23 protein-coding genes are annotated in these 23,393 nt (G+C 46.7%); all 23 read right to left on the bottom strand.

From position 1 onward, the window contains the following. Positions 1-33 precede the first annotated feature (33 nt). Positions 34-681, bottom strand: a complete 648-nt coding sequence (locus tag AAAA73_RS00775) for a hypothetical protein (protein ID WP_340596238.1) — start codon at positions 679-681, stop codon at positions 34-36. Continuing rightward, positions 678-1,742 (bottom strand): glutamine-hydrolyzing carbamoyl-phosphate synthase small subunit, encoded by a 1,065-nt coding sequence (carA, locus tag AAAA73_RS00770; protein ID WP_340596237.1) that lies wholly within the window; start codon positions 1,740-1,742, stop codon positions 678-680. Before carA ends, AAAA73_RS00775 begins: the two co-directional genes overlap by 4 nt. Continuing rightward, the gene (locus AAAA73_RS00765; protein WP_340596236.1) at positions 1,739-2,641 is read right to left on the bottom strand and encodes an aspartate carbamoyltransferase catalytic subunit; all 903 of its coding nucleotides are present in this window, start codon (positions 2,639-2,641) and stop codon (positions 1,739-1,741) included. Before AAAA73_RS00765 ends, carA begins: the two co-directional genes overlap by 4 nt. Positions 2,642-2,676: 35 nt before the next feature. Then, entirely contained in the window at positions 2,677-3,354 is a 678-nt protein-coding gene (gene lepB / locus AAAA73_RS00760) for a signal peptidase I (RefSeq protein WP_340596235.1), read from the bottom strand. A gap of 58 nt (positions 3,355-3,412) precedes the next feature. After that, complete coding sequence (locus tag AAAA73_RS00755; RefSeq protein ID WP_340596234.1) at positions 3,413-3,844, bottom strand: hypothetical protein; 432 nt, start codon at positions 3,842-3,844, stop codon at positions 3,413-3,415. Positions 3,845-3,970: 126 nt separating this feature from the next. Next, positions 3,971-4,684, bottom strand: a complete 714-nt coding sequence (lepB, locus tag AAAA73_RS00750; RefSeq protein WP_340596233.1) for a signal peptidase I — start codon at positions 4,682-4,684, stop codon at positions 3,971-3,973. A gap of 3 nt (positions 4,685-4,687) precedes the next feature. Next, the gene (gene lepB / locus AAAA73_RS00745) at positions 4,688-5,485 is read right to left on the bottom strand and encodes a signal peptidase I (protein WP_340596232.1); all 798 of its coding nucleotides are present in this window, start codon (positions 5,483-5,485) and stop codon (positions 4,688-4,690) included. Positions 5,486-5,489: 4 nt separating this feature from the next. Continuing rightward, positions 5,490-7,289, bottom strand: coding sequence for a translation elongation factor 4 (lepA, locus tag AAAA73_RS00740; RefSeq protein WP_340596231.1), 1,800 nt, complete (start codon positions 7,287-7,289; stop codon positions 5,490-5,492). 82 nt (positions 7,290-7,371) lie between these two features. Beyond that, positions 7,372-8,535, bottom strand: a complete 1,164-nt coding sequence (gene metK / locus AAAA73_RS00735; RefSeq protein ID WP_340596230.1) for a methionine adenosyltransferase — start codon at positions 8,533-8,535, stop codon at positions 7,372-7,374. Between the two features lie 115 nt (positions 8,536-8,650). Continuing rightward, entirely contained in the window at positions 8,651-9,961 is a 1,311-nt protein-coding gene (locus AAAA73_RS00730) for a sensor histidine kinase (RefSeq protein WP_340596229.1), read from the bottom strand. 70 nt (positions 9,962-10,031) lie between these two features. Next, a complete protein-coding gene (gene hpf / locus AAAA73_RS00725) occupies positions 10,032-10,382 on the bottom strand; it encodes a ribosome hibernation-promoting factor, HPF/YfiA family (protein ID WP_340596228.1) in 351 nt (116 codons plus the stop codon). 153 nt (positions 10,383-10,535) lie between these two features. Beyond that, complete coding sequence (locus AAAA73_RS00720) at positions 10,536-11,090, bottom strand: phosphorylase family protein (RefSeq protein ID WP_413583471.1); 555 nt, start codon at positions 11,088-11,090, stop codon at positions 10,536-10,538. Between the two features lie 16 nt (positions 11,091-11,106). After that, a complete protein-coding gene (locus tag AAAA73_RS00715) occupies positions 11,107-11,604 on the bottom strand; it encodes an adenine phosphoribosyltransferase (protein WP_340596226.1) in 498 nt (165 codons plus the stop codon). Between the two features lie 72 nt (positions 11,605-11,676). Further along, a complete protein-coding gene (rpoN, locus tag AAAA73_RS00710; protein WP_340596225.1) occupies positions 11,677-13,116 on the bottom strand; it encodes an RNA polymerase factor sigma-54 in 1,440 nt (479 codons plus the stop codon). A gap of 31 nt (positions 13,117-13,147) precedes the next feature. Further along, the gene (lptB, locus tag AAAA73_RS00705; protein WP_340596224.1) at positions 13,148-13,870 is read right to left on the bottom strand and encodes an LPS export ABC transporter ATP-binding protein; all 723 of its coding nucleotides are present in this window, start codon (positions 13,868-13,870) and stop codon (positions 13,148-13,150) included. Then, complete coding sequence (lptC, locus tag AAAA73_RS00700; RefSeq protein WP_340596223.1) at positions 13,867-14,889, bottom strand: LPS export ABC transporter periplasmic protein LptC; 1,023 nt, start codon at positions 14,887-14,889, stop codon at positions 13,867-13,869. Before lptC ends, lptB begins: the two co-directional genes overlap by 4 nt. 18 nt (positions 14,890-14,907) lie before the next feature. Next, a complete protein-coding gene (locus AAAA73_RS00695; protein ID WP_340596222.1) occupies positions 14,908-15,513 on the bottom strand; it encodes an ExbD/TolR family protein in 606 nt (201 codons plus the stop codon). Next, entirely contained in the window at positions 15,513-15,989 is a 477-nt protein-coding gene (locus AAAA73_RS00690) for a biopolymer transporter ExbD (RefSeq protein ID WP_340596221.1), read from the bottom strand. Before AAAA73_RS00690 ends, AAAA73_RS00695 begins: the two co-directional genes overlap by 1 nt. A 26-nt stretch (positions 15,990-16,015) precedes the next feature. Beyond that, positions 16,016-16,732, bottom strand: a complete 717-nt coding sequence (locus AAAA73_RS00685) for a MotA/TolQ/ExbB proton channel family protein (RefSeq protein WP_340596220.1) — start codon at positions 16,730-16,732, stop codon at positions 16,016-16,018. 49 nt (positions 16,733-16,781) lie between these two features. Next, positions 16,782-18,962, bottom strand: a complete 2,181-nt coding sequence (locus AAAA73_RS00680) for an AgmX/PglI C-terminal domain-containing protein (RefSeq protein WP_340596219.1) — start codon at positions 18,960-18,962, stop codon at positions 16,782-16,784. 47 nt (positions 18,963-19,009) lie between these two features. Then, positions 19,010-19,279, bottom strand: a complete 270-nt coding sequence (locus tag AAAA73_RS00675) for a hypothetical protein (protein ID WP_340596218.1) — start codon at positions 19,277-19,279, stop codon at positions 19,010-19,012. A gap of 23 nt (positions 19,280-19,302) precedes the next feature. Then, a complete protein-coding gene (locus AAAA73_RS00670; protein WP_340596217.1) occupies positions 19,303-20,157 on the bottom strand; it encodes a tetratricopeptide repeat protein in 855 nt (284 codons plus the stop codon). Further along, positions 20,157-23,390 carry a tetratricopeptide repeat protein gene (locus AAAA73_RS00665; protein WP_340596216.1) on the bottom strand — a complete coding sequence of 1,078 codons (3,234 nt, stop codon included), beginning with the start codon at positions 23,388-23,390 and terminating at the stop codon, positions 20,157-20,159. Before AAAA73_RS00665 ends, AAAA73_RS00670 begins: the two co-directional genes overlap by 1 nt. Between the last annotated feature and the right edge of the window lie 3 nt (positions 23,391-23,393).

Raw genomic sequence — 23,393 nt, 5'->3', positions numbered from 1 at the left:
ACTCCGGATATACCGGAGTTAAATAAAATAAAACTAAATACCGAGCTTACCCTCGTTGGAGTAAATCATCTCTGGCCTTACATGCTTGTACTGCTCAAACTTGTATCTCATCTTGATCAAACGAAGCATCATAAGATCAGGATCCAAATCCGGATCCTTGCGATGACGTTTAACCTCGCTCAAGATGAACTTTTTGGCACTTTCAGGATGAAAGCAGAATCCGCGCGTGAAAATAAAAGACTCCCCTTGTGGGATCAAACGCACCTCGAACAGCTCATCCGGATCAAAACCAAATACGTAAGATGATTCTTTAACCACCAACTTCTTATTCGCCATCAGATCCTTGATATACACGTCGCCATTTTTGATTTTGATAAATTCAAAGATGGAATGACGATGTTTTTTAAGGACTTCGATAAGATCTTTTTCATCTTCAGTAAATCGCAACTCGCGAACCAGGTGGCAGGCGTCCAAAGGAGTCTGACCGAAACCCTTCAATTCCCGCGTAAAGAAATACCAGTCATAAAACTGTGCCATGCGGGATTCATAGTGTTCTGAATTTTCATCCAGAGTTCCCGCATTTTCAAAGAATTCCTTTTTGGCCATAGCCAACTCATCCCTGAAGGCATCGCTCACAAAATGATTAAGAATCTTCTCAATTAACTTTTCGTATTCGTTCATATCATCCGCTCTACAAAATAACTAAACAGGCCACTCGCCTCGTGCGGGCCTGGGCAACTTTCAGGATGATATTGTATTCCTAAACACTTTCTTTTTTCACTATAAAAACCTGCCACAGTGCCATCATTTAGATTGGTATGCGTCACTTTGACGTCCTCAGGCAAGGTCGCTGGGTCCACGGCGTACCCATGATTCTGGCTGGTCATATAAATTTGATTTAAAATCTGATCCTGAATCGGATGGTTGCTGCCACGATGCCCGAATTTCAACTTATAGGTCTTGCCTCCCAGAGCGAGTCCCAGAATCTGATGACCCATGCAAATCCCAAAGATGGGTTTTACTCCCAAAAGCTCCTTAACCGTGCCGATTGCCACTTTAACATCTGCAGGATCACCGGGGCCATTTGTCAGCATGATTCCATCTGGATTGTACTCCATGATTTCCTGCACAGTACTGCGGCTGTTGAATATCTTGATTTCAGAACAGCGGTTTTGCAGCTCGCGCAGAATATTCTCTTTGCTGCCAAAATCCAAGACAGCCACCCGCGGGCCCACCATGGTGTCACCACGACGAACTTCGGGAGCCGGTCGTGACGCCAGATAGACCCAATCCTTATCCAAAGTTTTCTTTTTACCAATCAAATCTTGGGCAATTGCCTTGGCCTGGGATTCATCGGCCGCTTGAACCAACGCCCCCCAAGGTGTCCCACCTTTACGAAGTCGAAGAACCAAGTGTCTAGTGTCCAATTCAGTTAGCATCGGAATCTTGTTGCCGATCAAACGCTTTTTCCAGGCTTGGTCCCGCTCTGTATCCTGAACTTCCAGACAAATAAATCCTTCGATCCAAAGTTGACGGGACTCCCATGCAGCGTCTTCAATTCCGTAGTTCCCCTGCATCGGGGCGGTCATCACTACAATCTGAGAGAAGTAAGAGGGATCCGTGGCAATTTCCTCATAGCCTGAGTGGGACGTATTAAATACCACTTCGCCTGCACGATTTTCACCACCGTGCCAAGCGCCCTGATATACTTCGCCCGTCTCTAAAACAAGCCAACCTTTCATAATCCCCCCAAAACATCGAGCAAAATCGCCTGACGAATTAATACACCGTTGCTGACCTGATCCAAAACACGACAACGGGAGTCCTTCTGCAAAACCTCTGTATCCATCTCGGTTCCCTGATTGATGGGCCCCGGATGCATGATCAGAGCATCCTTTGAAAGACTCTTTAAATTTTCAACGGTAAATCCAAAATCACTGCGATAATTCCCAAGTGAGTGCTGCCCTTGATGGCGCTCCAACTGTACTCGCAAAGCCATGGCCACCGAGCACCACTTCAGGCCCTCAGACAATGTCTCAAATACTTTTACCTTCGCGTGAACCGGCAAAAACTCCTGCGGTCCGCAGAAGGCGACTTCGTAGTTCAACTTAGCGGCAAGTTCGAGGTGCGAAGCTGCCACTCGAGAGTGACGAGCATCCCCGACAATCAGAACTTTTTGATTCTCAATAGAACCTAAATGCTTCCTGATGGTGTATGCATCCAGCAGCGCCTGCGTGGGATGCCCTTTTTTTCCCCAACCAGCATTTATAATGGGCATTGAAACTTGCGCAGCAATGGCATTGAAATCCAGGTCGTCTCCAGAGCGAATCACCAGGAACGCCGGCTTCATCGCAGCGACATTTAAAACGGTGTCTTCAAGAGTCTCACCCTTTTCAAGGCTGCTGCCGGACTTCCCATCAAGTAACATCGGATACACACCCAAATGCGCACAAGCCGTTTCAAAACTCATGCGTGTGCGGGTACTGGCTTCAAAAAATAAAAGGGCCCCGGTTTTGCCGAAGCCCTTGGATGTTAAAAATGGATTGGCTGCCAACTGGTCTGCTGTTGAAAAAAGACGGCCGATTTTTTCTTTTTCAAGATTAACTAAATCAAGAATGGAGTGCTGAGTTCTAGATGACATCTAGAAGAACAGCCTAGAAGGCTGAAGGTTTCCTGTCAATGAACGGAGGAAAAAACTCTGTTCCAACGCACCGAAGGATAACGATCTCCGCCCCATTTCTCCTGCCAATCAAGGGAAAGCCAGATCAACACCACTTTTCCCATAATCTGAGAAGATGGAACTGTACCCCAATAGCGCGAGTCGTCACTTGCATCGCGGTTGTCACCTAGAATAAAGACTTCACCCGGCGGCACTATGATGGGGCCGAAATCTTTCCCCTGGGACTGTTTTTGAAAAATCACTCTCCAGGAAGAATCCTGAGTTTTCTCCTCGAAGATCTCGAACAGGTCATGATTTGGATTGTCGGCATCACTGCCACTCACCATCACATATTCAAGGGGCTGATCATTCAGAATCAAACGACCATCCACTATCTGAATCTTATCCCCTGGCAACCCCACAACACGCTTTACGTTCGAAATCTCGTGTTGATTGGAATAGTTGAAGACCACGACGTCGCCGCGTTCTGGAAAAGTCAGATGCCATTTTTTATCAGAGAATGGAATTTGAATACCGTAAGCCACTCGCGAGGAGAAAATAAAATCGCCTGGCTTAAGAGTTGGCTGCATGGAGCCGGTGGGAACTTTGTAAGCGGTAACCAGATAGCTCCGCACAAAGAGCGCAAAAAAAACCGCGATTACCAAAGTTGTTATGTATTCCCGCCAACGAGTCATGGAAGAATCTTAACCAACTTTTATAATCGCGGATAGCTTTTTTGAAGATACGAAAAAACTAGTATTCGTCCTCATAAATCGGAGATGGGTTTACATCTCTGTTTTCCATGAAAATCACAGCCTTGGTGCCATACAAAGACTTGTGGAAGAACTCCACTAAACAACCGCTGTTTTCACGACCTGGAGTCCAGATAACTTTAGCTTCCACAGATTGAGTGAACGTTTTTTTTGCAGAATTATATGAGCTATCCAACAACAAAACGTCAGTCACCTTACATTTGAAACCATTCGCTTGTTCAGAAACAAGAACAGTTGGCAAAACCTTGCCGTCTGTTTCAACTACTACGCGCAATGAAATCACACCGTCTTGGTTGGAAGCACTGACTGCCTCAACATAGTTTGTACGATCTTCAAGATTCGTATAGTTCGCGCTGTAAGCAAACGCACTTACTGACATCAATAGTGTCATAGCAAAAGAAAGCATCTTCATGGTTTTACTCCTTGGATTTGATTTGGGAGTACTACCACAGACCAGAGACCTCACAATAATGCTTAGCATTATTGTGTAAAACAAACCCGTTTGTTTAAACTTTGATCGATTCTTAAGTGTTTGATTTTATTGAATTGTTTTAAACAATCGAGACCATCGCATTTGCGCGGGGTCACACATGAAACGCATGGATGGCAAAGTGCTGTCACAAGATAACCAAATGACCCAGGCCCGTCCCACAACATAATCCGACTTTACGAAGCCCCACACCCGGGAATCACTGGATTGATCGCGATTGTCGCCCATGAAAAAATACTGCCCCTCTGGGACCTTGAAGGTTTGCGCCGGCGGATCGTCTTCGAATTTATAATCCATAAATCGAATCAAATGAGAGTCGCCATCGAAGTATTCTTTGAAATAGGTGAAGCCGGATTCAAACAGATCACTTTGCTGCGAGTCCAAACGCAAGGTTTCACCATTCAAAGTAATTTGACCAGCCTTGACGACAATATCATCCCCGGGAAGCCCAATCAGTCTTTTGATGTAGTAGACATCCGGATTTTCCGGATACTTGAACACCACGACGTCTCCGCGTTTTGGAGAGCTCCACTGCAGCAACCATTTATCACTGAATGGCAAATGCAACCCATAGGAAAACTTCTTAACCAAAATGTGATCGTGAATTAAAAGATTCGGGATCATACTTCCCGATGGGATAACGAATGGCTCTACGATAGACCAACGCACACCCAACACCAGCAGGATAGGAAAAAGGAACGTTAGAATCGCCTGATTCCACGTTCCTTTCAAATTTTTTTCAACTGGTGTTTCTGAACTCATTGACTAGTTAACAGGATGGAAGAATCGCTTCCAACGTAGCGTCAACGGATTGCACAGCATTGGTAGCGCAGGAATAGTTTCTTCGCATGACAACCACACAAACATCGCGCGTCCCAGGATGTTTTGCTTAGGCAGGAAACTCCACACACGGCTGTCCATTGAATTCATGCGATTATCACCCATCACGAACAAGTGATCTTCAGGAACTACAACCGGACCGAAAGTGTCATAGAAGTCGCCCTTACGAAGCAAGATTGAATGATCTTTGCCTTCTCCGCCCACTTTACCAGGAGGAAGTGCCTCTGTGAATTCCACATAGTTGGATTTCGCATCATTGACGTTGCCGTCACGAGTGAAGTCAGCGTCGCGCAACCAATCAAAATCCACTTGCGAGGACGGAACTTTCTTTTCAACTGGTTTGTCGTTGATATAAAGGGTCCCGTTTTCATAATAGATTTTATCGCCCGGCTCACCCACGATACGTTTAATAAAGAACGTGCTCATGTCGCGAGGGAATTTGAAAACGATCACTTCACCACGCTTAGGTTCGCTAAATTTAACCAACCAGTTTTCGCTGAATGGTACACGCAAACCGTAAGTGAACTTGTTCACAAAAATATGGTCGTGAATCAACAAGCTTGGAAGCATGGATCCTGATGGGATGACATACGCTTCAACGAAGCCCCAACGAATGAACAACGCGATGAATACTGCAAGGAAGAGTGAACCCCAACCTTCAGTCCAAAAGTGTTTCGTTCTCCAGTCCCATGGTTTTGGTTTGTTTGCCTGATCCTTAGACATACTTTTAGTCCTCTACTTTCAAGATAGCCAAGAACGCTTCTTGAGGAACGTCGACCGAGCCGACGGACTTCATGCGCTTCTTACCTTCTTTTTGTTTCTCCAGAAGCTTACGTTTACGGGAGATGTCACCACCATAACATTTGGCTGTAACGTCTTTACGAATCGCCCCTTGAGTTTCACGAGCGATGATTTTCGAACCAATCGCAGCTTGAATATTAATCTGGAACTGCTGACGAGGGATAAGCTCTTTCATCTTCTCGGTCAGTTTACGGCCACGAGTGACCGCTTTGGATCTGTGCACGATCAATGACAAAGCATCGATCGGTTCAGAGTTGATAAGAATATCCAACTTAACCAGGTCAGCTTCCTCGAAGCCCAGGAATTCATACTCTAAAGAGGCGTAACCCTTGGAGATGGATTTCAAACGGTCATAGAAATCCATAACCATTTCATTCATCGGAAGTTTGTATTCGATGATGACTTTCTTTTCGTTCACGTACTCCATCTTAAGCTGGGCGCCGCGCTTGTCTTCACAAAGCTTTAAGATACCACCGATATACTCGGTTGGTGTATGCAACGTCACCTTCACATAAGGCTCTTCGAATTTTGCAATTTTTGATTCATCTGGCATGCCTGATGGATTTTCCAACATCAAGACCGTGCCGTCCGTTTGCGTGATTTGGTACACAACGGTCGGAGCTGTCGTGATCAAATCAAGATTGAACTCACGCTCCAAACGCTCTTGTACGATCTCCATGTGCAGAAGCCCCAAGAAACCGCAACGGTAACCGAAGCCAAGGGCCGCGGATTTTTCCACCTCGAAAGACAAAGAAGAGTCATTCAGGCACAACTTATCCAAGGCGTCTTTTAAGCTTTCATATTCAGAAGCAACAACCGGGAAGATACCCGCGAATACCATCGGCTTGATTCTTTGGAAACCTGCCAACGGCTCTGTCGCTGGATGTTTTGCACTGGTCACTGTATCACCGACTTTAACGTCACGGATGTCTTTGATACCGCAGATGATAAAGCCCACTTCGCCTGCTTCAAGAGTTTCTTGAGGAGCCGGGAATGGTTTGTATTTACCCATGCGCAAAACTTCGTAATCACGGTCTGTCGCCATGAATTTGATTTTGTCGCCTTTTTTAATCGTACCATCCATCATACGAACCAAGACAACAACGCCTTGATACGCATCGAACCAAGAGTCAAAGATCAACCCACGAGGAGTCAGTGTCTTGTCAGCTTTTGGTGGCGGAACTTTTTCCACGATCGCTTCAAGAATATCAGTGATACCGATTTTCTCTTTGGCAGACGCGTGAATGATACCTGTAGTGTCCAGTCCGACTGTATCTTCGATTTGTCTTGCAACGCCTTCAGGGTCCGCAGATGGCAAATCGATTTTGTTCAAAACTGGAATGATCTCAAGATTATTTTCCATTGCGAGATAAACGTTCGCAAGAGTTTGCGCTTCCACGCCTTGAGCGGCATCGACAACCAGGATCGCGCCTTCACAGGCCGCCAGTGAACGGGAAACTTCGTAAGAGAAGTCCACGTGCCCCGGAGTATCGATCAAATTGATTTGATAGTCGTTACCGTCTTTGGATTTAAAATCCAAGCATACAGTTTGCGCTTTGATTGTGATCCCGCGTTCACGCTCAAGCTCCATGTTATCAAGGAACTGTTCTTTCTTTTCACGATCAGAAAGGGAACCGGTTGCAGAAAGAAGTCCATCTGCCAGAGTAGATTTACCGTGGTCGATGTGTGCGATAATTGCGAAGTTACGTATAAACTTTGGATCCATTGGCGCCATTATTATAAAAGAAGCGCCGAGTTGCTAGAGACAACTCGGCGCAATGATTAATAAATTTCGAAATATCAAGGAACTAGATCAGGCCCTTTACAGCCGCTTTAAGCTCTTCAACCTTGTTCAATTTCTCCCAAGAGAAACCTTCTTCAGTACGACCGAAGTGGCCGTATGCAGCAGTTTGAGAGTAAATCGGTCTCAAAAGGTCCAAATCCTTCGTAATGCGAGCTGGGCGCAAGTCAAAGACCTGACGAACTGCTTTTTCAAGCACTTCGGAGCCAACTTTGCTTGTACCGAAATCGTTTACTGTGATGGAAACCGGCTCAGCCACACCAATCGCGTAAGCAACTTGAAGCAAGCAGCGATCTGCCAAACCTGCACCAACGATGTTCTTAGCGATATGACGAGCTGCGTAAGCAGCTGAGCGATCCACTTTGGAAGGATCTTTCCCAGAGAATGCACCACCACCATGGGCACCGTGACCACCGTAAGTGTCCACGATGATTTTACGGCCGGTCAAACCAGCGTCACCCATTGGACCACCCGTAACGAAACGGCCCGTTGGATTGATGAAGAATTTGGTTTTTGCGTCGATCCACTGAGCTGGGATTGATTTTTTGATCAACTCCTCAGTGATGAATTCTTTGATTGTCGCATTGGAAACGCTGTCAGCGTGCTGAGTGGAAATAACCACTGCATCGATGCGTTTTGCGATACCGTTTTCGTACTGAACAGTTACTTGGGATTTAGCATCCGGGCGCAACCAGTCCACTTTGTTGGCTTTACGAAGAGTCGCCAAATCCTTAACCAGTCTGTGAGACATAGCGATGGATAGAGGCATCAACTCTGGAGTTTCGTTAACTGCGTAACCGAACATCAAACCTTGATCGCCGGCACCTTGATCATCAGACAGAGTTTCCTTAACACCGACAGCGATGTCTGGAGACTGTTGGCCAACTGCAACCGTCACGGCGCAAGTTTTGTAGTCAAAACCCTTGTCAGAATGGTCATAACCAATACGTTTAACAACATCACGAGCCACTTCTGAAAAGTTCACTTTTGCAGAAGTCGTGATTTCACCAGCAACAACGATCAAACCTGTTGTTAGCAAAGTCTCACAGGCAACACGACCTTTTGGGTCTTGAGCCAGAATAGCATCCAGGATGCCATCAGAGATTTGATCGGCCATTTTATCCGGATGGCCTTCAGAAACAGATTCACTCGTAAAAAGATAGTTTTTCACTTCTATTTTTCCTTATGGACGAAGCTGCTGCACACTAACCGGGGCAGAGTGCAGCAAGGATTGATTGACTGTACTTTAAGTCAGCCTCGCAACCTATCAAAGTCGAATTTGGGGGTCAACCAATTGCCGGGGCCTTCTTAAGGAAAAGACTGACCCGAGTTCCACGACTGGCAGAGTCTAAACCATCACATATGCTGTGTATCTGCAGACGACCATGAGCTTTATCGAGGTAGTGCTTCATGAGTAAAAGTCCAAAACCAGTCCCTTTTTCACCCCAAGTGCCTGGCGAGGAAGACAGCGCCCCCGCAAGCTCCCATTGAGAAATGCGGTCCGGCTGGATTCCCACCCCGTAGTCCCTAATAACCACTTCATACTCAGTGCCGTGAGAAACCCCGGTCACTTCAATTTTACTGCCAGGATTGCTAAATTTGATCGCATTGGAGATGGCGTTGCAGACAACCTGAGTTCGTAAACTGATCTCATCACCTAAAACGAAGGCAGACTTCACTTCCTCGCTGATTTCCAAGGTCAGGTTTTTTTCGCGAAAGCGCTCGGCAAATAACACTGACACCGACTCCAACAAACCATTCATGGATACTGGCAGTATATTCAGCACCACTCGGCCCGAATCAGCGGCATCAAAGTGACGGGCGTTCTCAACTGTGCTGCGAATATTGCCTATAATTTTCTTGGAGTGACTGAGCTCTGATTCCAACTCCGGTACGCGATTTTGAATTCTGGTTTGAGTCATCTCCACCACCGCCAAAGGATTCAGGATGTCATGAGTGATGGCACGAAACAGCTGGCGAATCTGCATGTTCTTTGCGGAAATTTTATTGTGATAAAAATAGCCCAGCTCAATGAAGAACAAGGAGAATCCACCAACAAGAGCGATCAACCCCAAGCCGACCATAAACTGAACCACGACTTTGCCATCTTCTGACAATTGGTTTGGCGGCACCAGGCCTCGGGTCTGCGCAAGGAACATGAGCGCATAACCCGCAACGCAGATAAATATCCAGGTCAATGCGTGGGTCTTATTGGTCAGAATGCCCACGATCATCGGTAAAACCGCAATCCAGAATAAAGTGGGAGCGAAAAATCCACCGGTAAAATAAGCAAACGCAGTCTGGAAGGTCATTCCTGCGGCCACCATCACATAGGTCGCAAAAGTTATGGATCGAGTGATCTTGTACCACATCGGACAGAATGCATGAACTAAGGCGCAGGTGAATCCAATGGTTGCCAGTCGCTTATCCACGACCAGAACTACAGAGAGGATGCCATACATCCACATGAACAAACCAGTTAACAGAGTGATTGCTACCAACAGGCGATACTTATAGGACCTGGTAAGCGCATCATCTTCCACAACAGAGGAAAACAGCCAATTACCAAAAAAAATGCCAGATTCGGTGCTTTTCATCAGCACATTAAACAACAAAAGGTGGTCATCGACCACCTTTTGTTAATTACATTTGTTTTTCAACTTTGCATTAAGCTGCTTTGCGGACGCGAAGCATCTGATTCAGACGACCTTCTTTGGAAAGCTCTGGCTTCTTGTGATCCTTGTACATTTTGGCTGTCTTCAAAAATTGCTTTTCAAGCTTGTCCACACAGGCATCTACAGCAGCATAGGCATCCACACCAAACGAAGAGGCCTTAAAATACTTCTCACGGGTGTTTACGGAAATCTCCACACAAAATTCATTCTTGGTTTTGCTGAAGTAAACGGACCCGTAACCCTCTCTAAGCAGAAACTGACCAATCTCCTCCATACGCTGTTCCGTATAGGTTACAAGTGAATCGGAGTGATCAAGATGCTTAAAGGTTGTGTTCAATTTCATTTTATCTCCTCCAGCCCCTTTCAAGGCCTTCTAGTGTGTTCCTGAACTTCTTATCGGCCCTGCTGGACCAAAGATGAGCTCTATAATGAGAACCGGAGGAATAAATTTGCGGTTAATTTAAAATCTCACTTTGAGAAAATAAATTTTGTCGGGTTATTTGGGTGGAACTGAAACCATACGCTGATAAAAATAGAGTAATTTCTTAGCGCCCGGTAAAAGGTTCGCGGCCCAGTCATTATGGGCGTTATGGTCTGCCCCATCCGTGATGTATTTAAGCGAAATCAGCTGCACGCCCATCTTGCGGCAGACCTTGGCAATTGCATAGCCTTCCATATCAACAAGGTCACAAGGAATCTTAGGAGTGCCCGTTTCAAAATTGTCCCCGGTACTGCAGATTCCATGGGGTAGTTCCGCAAAATACGGGATCAGATCAATTTGCCCCGGAATAGGATCAAAGGGAGTTTCGCCGACTTTGAAGCCCAACGGAGTGATATCCATGTCCCTTTGAACAAAAGAGGAAACCTCAATCAGCTCGTGAGTTTTGAATTTAGCGCTGCCGGCAGTTCCCAGGTTAATAATGACTTTGCATTTTGTTTTATGAATGACATCCATCGCGGTCAAAGCGGCATTCACTTTGCCGATACCCGTATAGTGAACCTGAATATTCTCATTTTCGAAAACATTCTGGGATTCATGAGGAAGTGCCATCAAAAGTGCGACGTCATTAATATTGTACAAGGGAAAAAACCTCTTTGCCGTTAAACTTCATTTGGTTCAGGAAGGTCAGGTTCACCAGAACCGCCACTGCCTGCACTGTATACCCAGCCATCGTGCTTAAATCAATGGCTGCCTGCAAAGTTCCGCCCGTCGCCAAAACATCATCCACGATCATAATCTTTCCGCCCCCTACTGGAAGCTCGATCTCGGCCGTTCCGTACTCCAAAGCATAGGAAAGTCGGCGCGTGGGCGGGGGTAACTTGCCCGCTTTACGAATGGGCATGAAGCCCTTCCCATGAGTTGCCGCCAGATGAGCAGCCAAAATGAACCCTCTGGATTCTATTCCCGCAAAATATTGCACTTGCGATAAATCAACTCCGTTTACGAGATTGTGTGAAACGTAGTGCATGGCCTCAGGATTTTTCAACAGCGGCGACATGTCCCGGAATAGAATCCCCTCTTGCGGAAAGTTTGGGACATCCGTAATAAGCTTCTTCAGGTCCATGACAACTCCTCAAATAAAAATCCCCGCACGAGCCGCGCGGGGATTTCAGTAATCTGAATTATGCGTGCAGTACTAGAAATACTTCTTTCTTTGCGAAGACGGAAGGATTTTCAAAACATCACGGTACTTGGCAACAGTACGACGGGCGATTTGAATACCGTCGACTTTCAACAAATCCACGATCTTCTGATCTGACAATGGATTTTTTGGATCTTCCTTGGCAACCAGGTCCTTGATTTTCACCTTCACTGATTCACTTGCCAATGAATCCCCGTCACCCGACGCAATACCGGAATTGAAGAAGTACTTCAGTTCGTAAATACCCTGCGGGGTGTGAACATACTTCGCCGTGGTTACACGACTGACTGTTGATTCATGCATCCCGATGTCATTGGCGATATCGCGCAAGACCATCGGTTTCAAATGCTCGGAACCTTTTTCAAAGAAGTCGCGTTGATGTTTTACGATCGACTCGGCAACTTTATAAATCGTTCTTTGTCTTTGATGAATGGATTTAATCAACCAAACTGCTGAACGCAATTTCTCCTGGATATAATCCTGAGTTTTGTCGCCCGTGGTTTTGCCACTTTTCAGCATGTTTTTATAAAAGTTCGAAATTTTCAAACGCGGCAAACCGTCTTCATTCAAAGACACCACGTAGTCGTCACCAACTTTGTAAACGTAAACATCCGGTGTCACATAGTGAGTGTCGCTGGAAACAAAGGCACGACCCGGTTTTGGATCCATGGCGTAGATGATCTTACACATATCAACCACGTCTTCGATATCACGCCCCAATGCTTTCGCAATGGCTTCGTAATTCTTCTTTTCCAGATCTTTCAGATGATTCGTGATCAAATTCACCAGATCGTGAGTGTCTTCCTCAAGATGCTTGGCCTGGATCAAAAGACATTCTTTAAGGTCACGAGCCCCAACACCCGGAGGATCAAACTCATGAATCAGGGTCAGGGTGTCTTCCAACAACCCCTTGTCCAACTTCTCTTCTTCGGCAAGTTGGTCGATAGAAACTTTGAAATAACCGTCATCATCAATCGCACCGATAATCGCATCAGCTGCGCGCTCCTCTTCCTCAGAGAAGCCATTCATTTTCACTTGCCAGTAAAGGTGATCGTGCAAGGTTTGAGAAGCAGTGATGACGTTTTCATAGTTCATGATCTCTTCAGAGCCAGCCATGCCGGACTGAGGAGGTTTTTGATTTTGCTCAATATAGGATTCCCACTCAAACTCATCTTGTTTTTGCGGATCCTGGGAAATCTGTTCGTTGGCCGTCTCTCCGGCACCGTCGCCGACTTCGTCAGCGGCTTCCTTTGTACGCTGGAGATCTTCCTCTTTCAGTTGCTCTGCTTCTTCAAGAATCGGATTTTCCTCTAATTCAGAACGCACCGCTGACTCCAGTTCCATACGCGACATCTGCAACAGTTTGATGGCCTGTTGAAGCTGCGGTGTGATGACCAGAGATTGACTCAGGTTCATGGTCTGTCGAAGAGCCATTGTTTACCTTTCTGAAAAACGCGCCAAAGCGTTACAGTCTAAAATTCTCACCAAGATAGAATTTGCGGGCCAATTCAGATTGAGTGATTTCGTCAGCACTTCCGCTGACCTGAATTGCTCCGTCCTTTAGTATATAAGCATAGTCGCAAATACCTAAAGTCTCACGAACGTTATGATCCGTAATGAGAACTCCTATACCTTTGGCCTTAAGTTCGCGGATGATATTCTGGATGTCACCGACCGCAATTGGATCGATACCCGCAAAGGGCTCATCCAGCAGAAGGAACTTGGGCTCTCCCGCCAAAGCGCGAGCAATCTCCACACGGCGACGCTCACCACCCGACAAAGCATATCCATAGCTGTCACGGATATGTCCAATGCGCAGCTCAGAGATCAACAGTTCCAAGCGTTCCGCACGCTGGGCACCGCTAAAACCGTGGGCTTCAAGAGCCACAGTGATGTTCTCGGCCACAGTCAGTTTACGAAAAATACTGGGTTCTTGCGCCAGGTAGCTAAGTCCCACCCGAGCCCGTTTATACATGGGCTCTTTGGTGATATCCTCGTCATCCAGATGGATCACGCCGTTATCGGGTTGAATGATCCCCACGACCATGTAAAACGAAGTCGTCTTACCAGCCCCGTTGGGACCCAAAAGACCCACGACCTGCCCGGACTCAACCGAAAACGAGGCTCCGTTAACGACTTTGCGTTTTTTAAAGCTCTTTGAAATTTCTTTGATGGTCAGAATACTCATTTGTCCATGCTCTCCATCTTGGCGCGTACTCTTTCAACTTTAACCTTTTTCCCGCCATCGAGAAAGATGATTTCCTCGCCACTCAGCTCATCGTTGTTCTGAATGACCTTGGGTTTCCCCTTGAATACATATTTATTTGCCAAAAGGTCCAGGTTTACGACATCTGCCGTCGCAAACTTATCCGCATCACTGACTTTCACGCCCCCCATGATGCTGATGGTACTCAAAATATTTGCGCCGCGATCATATAGGAAGCTGGCCTCAGGGCCTTCCAATCTCATTCCATCGTAGTTCATTCGAACCGCGCCTAAAAACCGCGCCGTATTGTTTTTTCCACTAAATTCTGCGCCATCGGCATCAATCTCAAAGCGCTTGCCCTGACTCATGGACTTTGTGGCCGTGACCTTTTCCCGAATGACCATCTTGGACTGATCCACGAAAACCTGCATGCTGCGACCACGAACGATCATGCCGCCGCCGGTGCTGTCTGCAGGTCCTTCCATATAAACTGTCTCGGGGCTCTCGATGAGTCTTTTAACTGAAGAGTACGAGATCCCGGGAGTTTTGAAAACATAGCCATTCTCTGACCGGGTGATAACATTGCCCTCGATCTTCAAATCTTTTGAGGCCGCATCGATCGTGCCCTCATCACCAGTTGCGGTGAATTCAACTTTTTCCTGATTATAAAAGAATACGCGGACTTTTTTAAGCTTCCAGTTGCCGCTGCCCTGACTGCCTTCGGCTGATTCAGAAAACAGCTCCCAGTCTCTTTGACCTTTTTGGCTTTCCACCAAATGCACACCACCCATGCGCTGATCCGCCATGGTGCCACCTGCCGGTTTTTGCTGGGCATCTTTACCCAGTTCTTCGAGCTCTTTTTTTCTTTTTTCCTGGAGTTCTACGCGTGCTTGAACCTGAGCATCGTCTTCGTGTTCAAGTTTTTGAGGAAAGACAATAAGAACCTCAACGAATAACAAAACTAAAAGTGCTGTAAAAATGAGGTTCTTGAACTTGGCCATGTAGCGATTCTACCCAAACTATTGGGTAGAAGTCGACTGGTTAGAGTTTTTGATCACCGCGAAATTGATTTCGCCGGCACCAGCTTCCGTCACTGTGAACATTACCTTTTTCACAGTCAGGAAATCCATACCCTTATCGGCCTGGATGGTCACTTTGCTCCATGCATTATCATCCTCAGGGTTATTGCTTTGACCTTTTGTTTGATCAACAGCATTTCTGATTTTGTTTTGCAGTTTCGCTTCGTGTTCTGCTTTGCTTTTTGCCAAAGCTGCAGTCAACTGCTCCTTCAACTTAGGAATATTCCAGTCATCTGCACCTGTTGCCTGAACTTCATCAAAAGTGGCAACCACATCCCTGTCCAAAACGATTTCCTTGTTGGAGATCGTCACTACGTGAGCCGGTTTCAATTCTTTTACGCTGGCTGCCTTAGGAAGCGTTACTTCCTTTGGCATGTAAAGAATGTCACCCGTCGTATTGTAGTTTTGAAGAAGGAAGATCACGAGAACCGTAAACATGTCGACCATCGCTGTCAAAGACAGAACTGCCGTCACGCCACGCTTCCCTTTACGCTTGCTCAAAATATTATGATAGCGATGTCTCTCGCCCGGTTTAAAGATTGCCATTATTGAGGCGCTCCTGTTGCGACTGAAATCGCACTAAATCCTGAGATCAGGCAATTATCCATTGCTTTGATCAATTGCTCGTATGGCAGATCATCTGCCATCGTCAGGATTGCATCCACTTTTTCTGGATAGATTTGTTTAACTCTTTGAAGTTGCGCAATGAGGCCCGCATCGTCAAATTGTCCCGCTTGCATCGGAAGACTGATGACTTGTTTCCCAACAGTTAAAACATAACCAACAGGCTTCACGTCCACCTTCAACACCACATCCGCATTTGGCGGAGGAGTCGGATTTGGCTGAGTGTCGGATTTCTTACCGTACAAGGAACTACCAATTTGAATCATAGAGATTTGAGTCCAAACGGCGGAGATCAAGAGGAACGTAATAAGTACGCTCATCAAGTCAATGACAGGCACGAGATTCAACTCGATATTCTTCGCCCTGCCGCCTTTGCCACCCTCTTCTATGTGAGCCATGCTAAACCTCTAAACTCTCAAAAAAATTAATCTCTGATTTTTTCTCTGTTTGCTACAACCAGATTCAAAAGACTCATGCTGGTTTCAACAACTTCGTTCTCAGTTTTTTGAATACGATGCTGGAACAAACCGTAAGCAACGATACAAAGAATCGAAACCAAAAGACCGAATGCCGTACAGTTCAGGGCATGCGAGATACCTTTTGAAAGTTCGATGGATTTAGTCGCAGGATCCGCAACCGCCACGGCCTTAAATGACCCGATCATACCTACGATCGTACCCAATAGACCCGCAAGAACGGCGATATTACCGAAAACTGCAAGGAAGGAAACCCAACCCTCAACTTTTGGCATCTCTCTCATAACTGCTGCATCCATCGCCACTTGGATTTCTTCATCCGGGCGTTTGTTCATTGCTTGCACAAGACCGGCTTTAACTGTGTTCGTCAAAGCTGCTGGGCGAGCGTCGCAATAAGAAATAGCCTGGCGAAGATCGCCTGCCACCACCATGCGGAAAATCTGATCCGTGAATTCTTTTTTATCCACGTTCAAGTTTTTCAACTTCATAATACGGTCAACGATAACCATGATCGACATGATGAAGATTGCCGCAATGATGTACATCACGAATCCACCCTCATGGAAGGCACGTTGAATGAAATTCATATTATCACCGGTTGCAACTTGCACTGCTACGTTAGTTGCTGCGTTTGTTGCTGCTGCTGCTGCGTCTGTTGGGTTCACGGAAACTCCTCCTATTAGAGTAACTTATTTAATTCTTTTACTTTAAAATCTACTGTTGGTTCAGAACGAATGGATAAGCTTCGATCACTGCCACGAGACCTGCTGGAGGTTCCGGGAATGTCCAACTTGCCAAACGATCTCTGATACAATTCTCCACTTGTTTGTTACCAAGAGAAGAACTCTTCACCACCACGTTACGAGCCTGACCTTGTGCCACGATTTCCCAGCCCAGGATCACTTTACCCTCTAAACGAGTGCCTTTCGCAACAGTGTTAAGTGCTCTTTCGTAGCAGCTCTTAACTTCGTGAAGCTTGGCACGAATCACACGACGGATAGCCTCTTTATCGATGGTACCGTCAAACGACTCTTCCATACCGCCGCCTTCGATTGCCACTTGGGATTTCGAACCGAAACCTTCCGAAGCACCGTAAGCTGATTGGCCTGACCCACGACCCTTGGTTCCGATACCTGCGATACCTTGAGTCGCAGTACCTTTACCACCGGCACCAGAGTCTTTGAATTTCGAACCAAGATCATCACCCGCTCTGTTTTCATTCATACCGGAAGTACCGGTTGCACGATCGGCCATACCCAAAACTTCGCCCTGACCGGAGTAAGCTTTGTCGATGGAACCACGGTTACCGCCGCCACCGAAAGCGCTGAACAGACCCACTTTGGACAGATCCTTGTTCTTGGACTGAGCATTCGCACTGGCAGTTTCACCCATTTTCACTGCGCCACCCTGGCGAGTGGAAGTGAACTTCTTAGTACGATCTTTGGTTTCTTTAGGCGCCACTTCGCTTGCGCGAGCCGCAGTCTGGGCTTTTTGCGCCAACTGAGGTTTGTTCTCGGGCTTTTTCTGTTGAGCCGTTTTGTCCTTGTCAGACACGACAACTTTTCTTGGAGTTGGTGTCGGAGTTGGTTGTTGTACCGGAGTCGGAGACGGCTCTGGCGGCTTCGGCTCAGGAGTCGGCTTTGGCGGAGGCGTTGGCGTCTTGTCAAAAATAACCTGAGCAATACGCTGCACGTCCTCTTGCTTATTTTCTTCCCAGTCATCCGGTGTTGTTGCGGAGATATACAGCGCAAGCAATCCGACGATAACCATCGACATCACCAATCCAGTCAATTCAGAACCGGATAGCATCACGTTCGTGATAGGCACAATCGGAGCCTGAGGAACGAAACGAACGTAAAGTTCAATCATTCCACCTGGCAATGTCAGGCAAAGCATTTCGTTTTGATCAACGCGAACGGAATAACCAGCGCCGGCTTTTTGCGCGCGCCCTGATTTTTCCAATTCCTCGACACTGACAGAACCTGTCGCACCGATTAGTTCGATTTTGGTTTCGGCAGTGGTATTAACTTTCAGACCACCCGCCATGTCCAGAATTTGGAAGCCCTTTGGCAGAATACCTTCTGGCAGCGCAATGCTGTCAGGTTTATCCTCACCCAGGTTCACTCTGACCGGCTGATTGCCTTTGAAGTTATACGTATTCAGTACGCGCTCTTTCCAAGCAACGATAACCTGAACCGTTGGGCCTTTGCCCGGCTTCAAATAAGATTTCAAATCCTTTACCTCACTTGGAGGAGCAAAGGTTTTTTTCTTTTTGTCTTTCTTGAAAGAAACTTTACCGGGACGGATCTCCGGACGAGATGGCGTCGCCGCTGGAGCTGCCGCAGTCACAACCGGAGCTGCTGGTGCTTTTTCATCAATCACCGGCATTACAGTTGGAATCGCAACTTTAACTTCTTCTTTTTTCTCAGCCGCTGGTGGTGGAGGTGCAACAGGTTCAGCTTTTTGAGCTGCCGGTGGTTCCACTGGAGGAGGAGCGACAGGAGCCACAGTCACCGTCTCAGTTGCTACTGGAGCTGGTGGCGGAGCAGCCATCACAGCTGGCGCGACTGGCGGTTCAACCGGTGGAACCGGAACTGCCGCAGCATCTTCCATTTTCACTTCGCCTGGAGGCGGACCTTTTGGTTTTGGCACTCCAAGAAAGAATACAATTTTGAACGGACCTACATTCACTTCATCGCCTGAAGTAATGCTTTCATCAAGAATGGCCTGGCCATTTTTGAATGTTCCGGTTTGGGATCCCAAGTCACAGATATAGTATCCGGCATCACGTCTCTCCAACAAACAGTGAATCGGAGAAACTCCGTCACCATCCAGGTCGACATGAACTTCCTCAGAGTGACCAATTACGATCTGATCCTGATCGAACTGCTTCACTCCAATAAGTTGGTTATCCTTAAAGATTCTGAATATTAACGGCGATCTCAATTACTACCTCGAACTCGCTGAATGTCTTCTGCTGATTTTCTCATCTCAGGAATGAAGTTTTCCCTTAACTTGATCAATCTTTTATAATTGAAATTTTTCTTTTGGAAGAGATAGGACAACTCTGGTTTTTGAGTGCCCCCTTCAACCAATTCATCTTCGAAGTTCAGTGTTGCTTTACGCTCTTTCTTAGCATCTTGTGCGTAAGCAAAATTGCAAGCCATGGATATGATTCCAAGCAAAGATATGTATTTTATTACTCGCAACATGGTTCACTCCCTCGAGGATTAACTTATTTTAAACCTGCTTTGGCCTTGTTCTCCAAAGCATTTATTTTATTACTCGACCCTGCCGGTCCACCCACGAACTTTAGTCTGCTGATAACGTCCAGACCGTCCTTATATTTTTCCATTTTGTCGACAAGAAGAATAGCGTAGTTCAGCATCGCCTCACGGTTGTTGCTGTCCTCTTTGACGACTTTCTTGTATAGGTCGGCGGCTTTGTCGTAACTGCCTGTAGCAGTTAATGCCACTGCATAATTGTTCATCACTCGTGGATCTTTCACACCACGACTGTAAGCAACTTCCAGAGTCAAAAGAGCTTTTTTATAGTCTTTCTCCTGGACGTAAATGGAACCTACGTTTGCAGAAGCAACAGGCTCCATCGAATTGATTGAAAGAGCTTTCTTGAAGGATTTGATCGCCTCACGTCTTTCATTCTGCGCCAACTGGACCACACCCAAATTTGAGTAAAGCTCGGCCATATTCGGATTTGCACCGATGGCTTTGCTCAACAGATAGCGGGACAGATCAAAACGACTCTTTTTGAAGTGGTACATCGCCAGGGCATTCAGAGCACGGGCATCGTTGCCATTTTGTGCCAGAATATCCGTGGCCGCACGATAGATCCCCTCGTCATTCTGGGATTTAATCGCAGAATTTAAATTCGAGTACTGAGAGGATGCGACAGGAGCCGCTTTCGGAGCTTCCGGCTCTGGCTCTGGCGCTTTTTCCGCAGCCGGAGCTTCCGGCATTGGAGCATCTGCCACGCTGTCCATACCCATCATGTCTTCTGAACTCTCGTTGGATTTCGGAGTGGAAGAACATGCGGCAATAAATAGAACTGTTAACAATAGATACTTTTTCATTATTGACCCATCCAATTCACCAGACGAAGTTCAGAGCCGACTTCACCACCGTTGTAGTAGTTAACCGGGTCCACTTTGCTCATGTAGTCCAGGGCGGCACGGTAAGCATCATTATATGCTTCAAGTTCCCATGCACGATCCACGCAGGCCTTGTAAGAGTCCTTCGCTTTACCCACAAAAGGTTCCGCGAATTTTTCGACGCCCGCCTTGTACTGCTTCGTTTCTTCTGGATTCAAACCACCAGGCAATGGTGCGTTTGTGATCGCCTGAGCCATGTTTGTATTGGCATCACCCAATAGCGCCAAAGAACTGATAATCTCCTCGGCACTGTCGTACTTGATCACATCCACCAGCTCACCGGAAAGCTTTGTCAACAAACCAATCTTTCTGTCAGCCGCAGCTTTTTGCTTGGCAGGGTTCGCCGGGAAGTTGATTGAGCGCATTTCCTTAAACGTCGTCATTGCATCCGCAAACTTCAGCTTGGCAGCGTAAGAAGCGCCCGGGCCTTTTTTGTTAGGAGCAAAACGTCTTTGGATCGATACAACTTTGCCAGCCCATTCTTTGGAGCGAGTGATCGCACCCACTTCTTTGGACAGCTCGTAAACCCAATAAGCACTCTCGACCACTTTTTCCTGATCACGACCACCAGTTTCGACATATTCCATATAGTTGCGAATTGCCGCACCTTTTTGATCCGCCTTACGATGGATCGTCGCGATGCTATAAAGGACTTCCACGTTTTCACTGCGTTTCTTGTTCATTTTCGTGAACTCAGTGTATGCGCGGATAGCCTCATCACTGCGACCCAAAGCATCGTACAATACTGCAGCATTAAACATCATGTTCGGAGACAACGGATCTTTCGGTGCTTCCAAAGCAAGTTGTTTGTAAAGCTTGGCTGCCTCTTCAAACTGCGCTGAATCCTGATACTGTTTTGCCAGGAATCTGCGAACTTTAGGTTTTAGCTTTTCAGCCTCTGGATCCTTGGATGACAAAATGCCTTTATATGCGGCAATAGCCATGCCGTTTTGGCCGGCGCGCTCGTAATTGATACCAGCATTGTACATTGCCGTCGTCGCCAGATTGGATCCCGGATTTGTTTTCGCAAATCCTTCGTATGCTTGCGCGGACTCCGCAAATTTCTTTTGCCCTTCCAGATCCTGACCCTTTTTGAAAGAGGCTTTTTCCATAACCCCTTTGATATCTTTACCCACTGGCGATGCTGCAATGGATGGAACCGCAAGCATTTCTGCTCCGACTTTCTCCAGACCCGCATAGTCCTTTTTCAGGTTATACACATCCAGGATCAAGTTCGCAGAGTATTCCGCGTACTTGGATTTGGGATTGTTCTTAACGATGTCGCGGAATACTTTAACCGCTTCATCGAAGTGATTCGATTGATAGTAAAGACGACCAATACGGAATTTGATCTCCGGAGTCTTTTCAGACTGCGGGAACTTCGCTGCATACCAGCTGCCAGCTTTGATAAAGCGCTCCACTTTTGGATCCAATGGAACCGGATCCAGGGAGTTCCCAACACGCTTCTGCATTTCGGCGTCTGTCGGAATTGTTTTTTCCACTGACAAAATCAAGTTCTGAGCGGCTTTTGCATAGAATTTGCTCGTCGGAGCTTTTTCAGCAACCCATTGGTATTGCGCGTAAGCTTCGTCGTAACGTTGCATATCGTATAGCAACTCCCCGTAGTAGAAGTGCATATCACCAATAGACGGAGAATCAGTGAACTCAGATAGATAAAGCTTATAACCCTCGTTGGCCTGAGTTTGCGAGAACTGGGCACGGGAGTTTTGCGCTGTTTGATGTTGTTGCAAAATATAGTTACGCAATGTTGTTTCACGTAATTTATATGAACTGTCCATCAACTCTTTGTTCTTGTTATTAGCCGCAAACCAGTCGCTGCCTTTGCCGTAGTCTTTCACCCAGCCATACAATTCGTCTTTGAAACGAGTTGTGTTCTTGGCATAGAAGAAGTTCTGTACGATTTGGTACTGGAACTCGAAAGATTTTGGCGAAGTCGGATTACGAGCAATCAACAGCTTAAAGATTTCGCGGGACGCTTCTTTGTTTCCACGAGCCTGGTACTGATATGCCAGTCTTTCCAGATACTGATCACTACCCTGACCGATCAAACCATCGAAATAGTTCGCGGCATTGGCAGGATCACCACCTTCAGCATAGAACACGACCAGGTCACGCATTGCCTCACCTTCAAGGCGAGTGCGATTGACGGCTTTACCCGCCACCTGTTCAGCCTCTTCCTGACGGCTGCTTTTAATGATGTATTCAAGATACGCCAAACCTTGCTGTACTTTTCCAAGACGGAACAAACACCAGCCGCCTTTATACATCGCGAAAGTGTGCAAACGGTGTCTTTTTTGCTTAATCAGGAAAGTATATTCACGATAAGCATCCGACCATTTCTCATTCTCAAAATAGTATTCACCCAAGGCGAAGTGAGCTTCCCCCACGAACGCGGACTTTGGATACTTCTTGGTCAAATCCTCGTAGTACTGAGCACCTTTTTTTACGTCGCCCAATTCGAAGTAGTTGTATCCAAGGAAGAATAACGCCTGAGGCATTTTGGAATCTTTTGGAAAGTCACGCTGGAACCATTCGTACAATTGAACGGCTTTACGATTGTAGTCACGTGCCTCAGCAAGCTCCAGAACCGGCTTGCGGTTGGTTTTCTTTTCCTGGAAAGCACGTAGTTTTGCATCGTACTCATCCTGCTTGCGGGAATCCACGATACTGGCTTTTTCAACATAGAGTTCCGCCAGGCGCAGCCACAGCTCACCACGGTTCGGACTTGTTTTGAATCTTTGGGTCAGTTTATAAAGCTCTTGAATCTGCTGATCCAGGATTTTCTCGTACTGAGCTTTTTGGTCGCCCTTGCTGCGAGCCTGCATGATCTCAGAAGAGCGAGGCGGTTTTACCGCACTCAGGTTCACTTGGTTCGCCTGAGCCGCAAATCCCAGATTTGCAGTTGGAAGCGCCGTGGAATCCTTCTTGGCCTTGGCATTCTCGCGATCAGCTTGTGCCAACAACTCCCCGACCGTTCTTGCACGGGATTGAGCCGAAGACGGAGCTGCCGTAGGTTTGGCAGGGGCCGCCTTCTTCCCTTTTTTCGGAGGAGCTGCATGGACTGGGGCTACAGAGCCCGCAACCAATGCAGTTATTAAACTTGTGACCAGAAGTTTATGCCTGTTAAATTTCATAAT

The sequence above is a fragment of the Bdellovibrio sp. GT3 genome (assembly GCF_037996765.1).
Classification (GTDB): Bacteria; Bdellovibrionota; Bdellovibrionia; order Bdellovibrionales; family Bdellovibrionaceae; genus Bdellovibrio.
This window is presented reverse-complemented; position numbering and strand designations above follow the sequence as displayed.

Bases quoted from the DNA above. Each gene is read 5' to 3' on its own strand.
- AAAA73_RS00775 (WP_340596238.1), bottom strand. From the start codon at position 681: ATGAACGAATACGAAAAGTTAATTGAGAAGATTCTTAATCATTTTGTG.
- carA (WP_340596237.1), bottom strand. From the start codon at position 1,742: ATGAAAGGTTGGCTTGTTTTAGAGACGGGCGAAGTATATCAGGGCGCT.
- AAAA73_RS00765 (WP_340596236.1), bottom strand. From the start codon at position 2,641: ATGTCATCTAGAACTCAGCACTCCATTCTTGATTTAGTTAATCTTGAA.
- lepB (WP_340596235.1), bottom strand. From the start codon at position 3,354: ATGACTCGTTGGCGGGAATACATAACAACTTTGGTAATCGCGGTTTTT.
- AAAA73_RS00755 (WP_340596234.1), bottom strand. From the start codon at position 3,844: ATGAAGATGCTTTCTTTTGCTATGACACTATTGATGTCAGTAAGTGCG.
- lepB (WP_340596233.1), bottom strand. From the start codon at position 4,684: ATGAGTTCAGAAACACCAGTTGAAAAAAATTTGAAAGGAACGTGGAAT.
- lepB (WP_340596232.1), bottom strand. From the start codon at position 5,485: ATGTCTAAGGATCAGGCAAACAAACCAAAACCATGGGACTGGAGAACG.
- lepA (WP_340596231.1), bottom strand. From the start codon at position 7,289: ATGGATCCAAAGTTTATACGTAACTTCGCAATTATCGCACACATCGAC.
- AAAA73_RS00730 (WP_340596229.1), bottom strand. From the start codon at position 9,961: ATGAAAAGCACCGAATCTGGCATTTTTTTTGGTAATTGGCTGTTTTCC.
- hpf (WP_340596228.1), bottom strand. From the start codon at position 10,382: ATGAAATTGAACACAACCTTTAAGCATCTTGATCACTCCGATTCACTT.
- AAAA73_RS00720 (WP_413583471.1), bottom strand. From the start codon at position 11,090: ATGGCACTTCCTCATGAATCCCAGAATGTTTTCGAAAATGAGAATATT.
- AAAA73_RS00715 (WP_340596226.1), bottom strand. From the start codon at position 11,604: ATGGACCTGAAGAAGCTTATTACGGATGTCCCAAACTTTCCGCAAGAG.
- rpoN (WP_340596225.1), bottom strand. From the start codon at position 13,116: ATGGCTCTTCGACAGACCATGAACCTGAGTCAATCTCTGGTCATCACA.
- lptB (WP_340596224.1), bottom strand. From the start codon at position 13,870: ATGAGTATTCTGACCATCAAAGAAATTTCAAAGAGCTTTAAAAAACGC.
- lptC (WP_340596223.1), bottom strand. From the start codon at position 14,889: ATGGCCAAGTTCAAGAACCTCATTTTTACAGCACTTTTAGTTTTGTTA.
- AAAA73_RS00695 (WP_340596222.1), bottom strand. From the start codon at position 15,513: ATGGCAATCTTTAAACCGGGCGAGAGACATCGCTATCATAATATTTTG.
- AAAA73_RS00690 (WP_340596221.1), bottom strand. From the start codon at position 15,989: ATGGCTCACATAGAAGAGGGTGGCAAAGGCGGCAGGGCGAAGAATATC.
- AAAA73_RS00675 (WP_340596218.1), bottom strand. From the start codon at position 19,279: ATGTTGCGAGTAATAAAATACATATCTTTGCTTGGAATCATATCCATG.
- AAAA73_RS00670 (WP_340596217.1), bottom strand. From the start codon at position 20,157: ATGAAAAAGTATCTATTGTTAACAGTTCTATTTATTGCCGCATGTTCT.
- AAAA73_RS00665 (WP_340596216.1), bottom strand. From the start codon at position 23,390: ATGAAATTTAACAGGCATAAACTTCTGGTCACAAGTTTAATAACTGCA.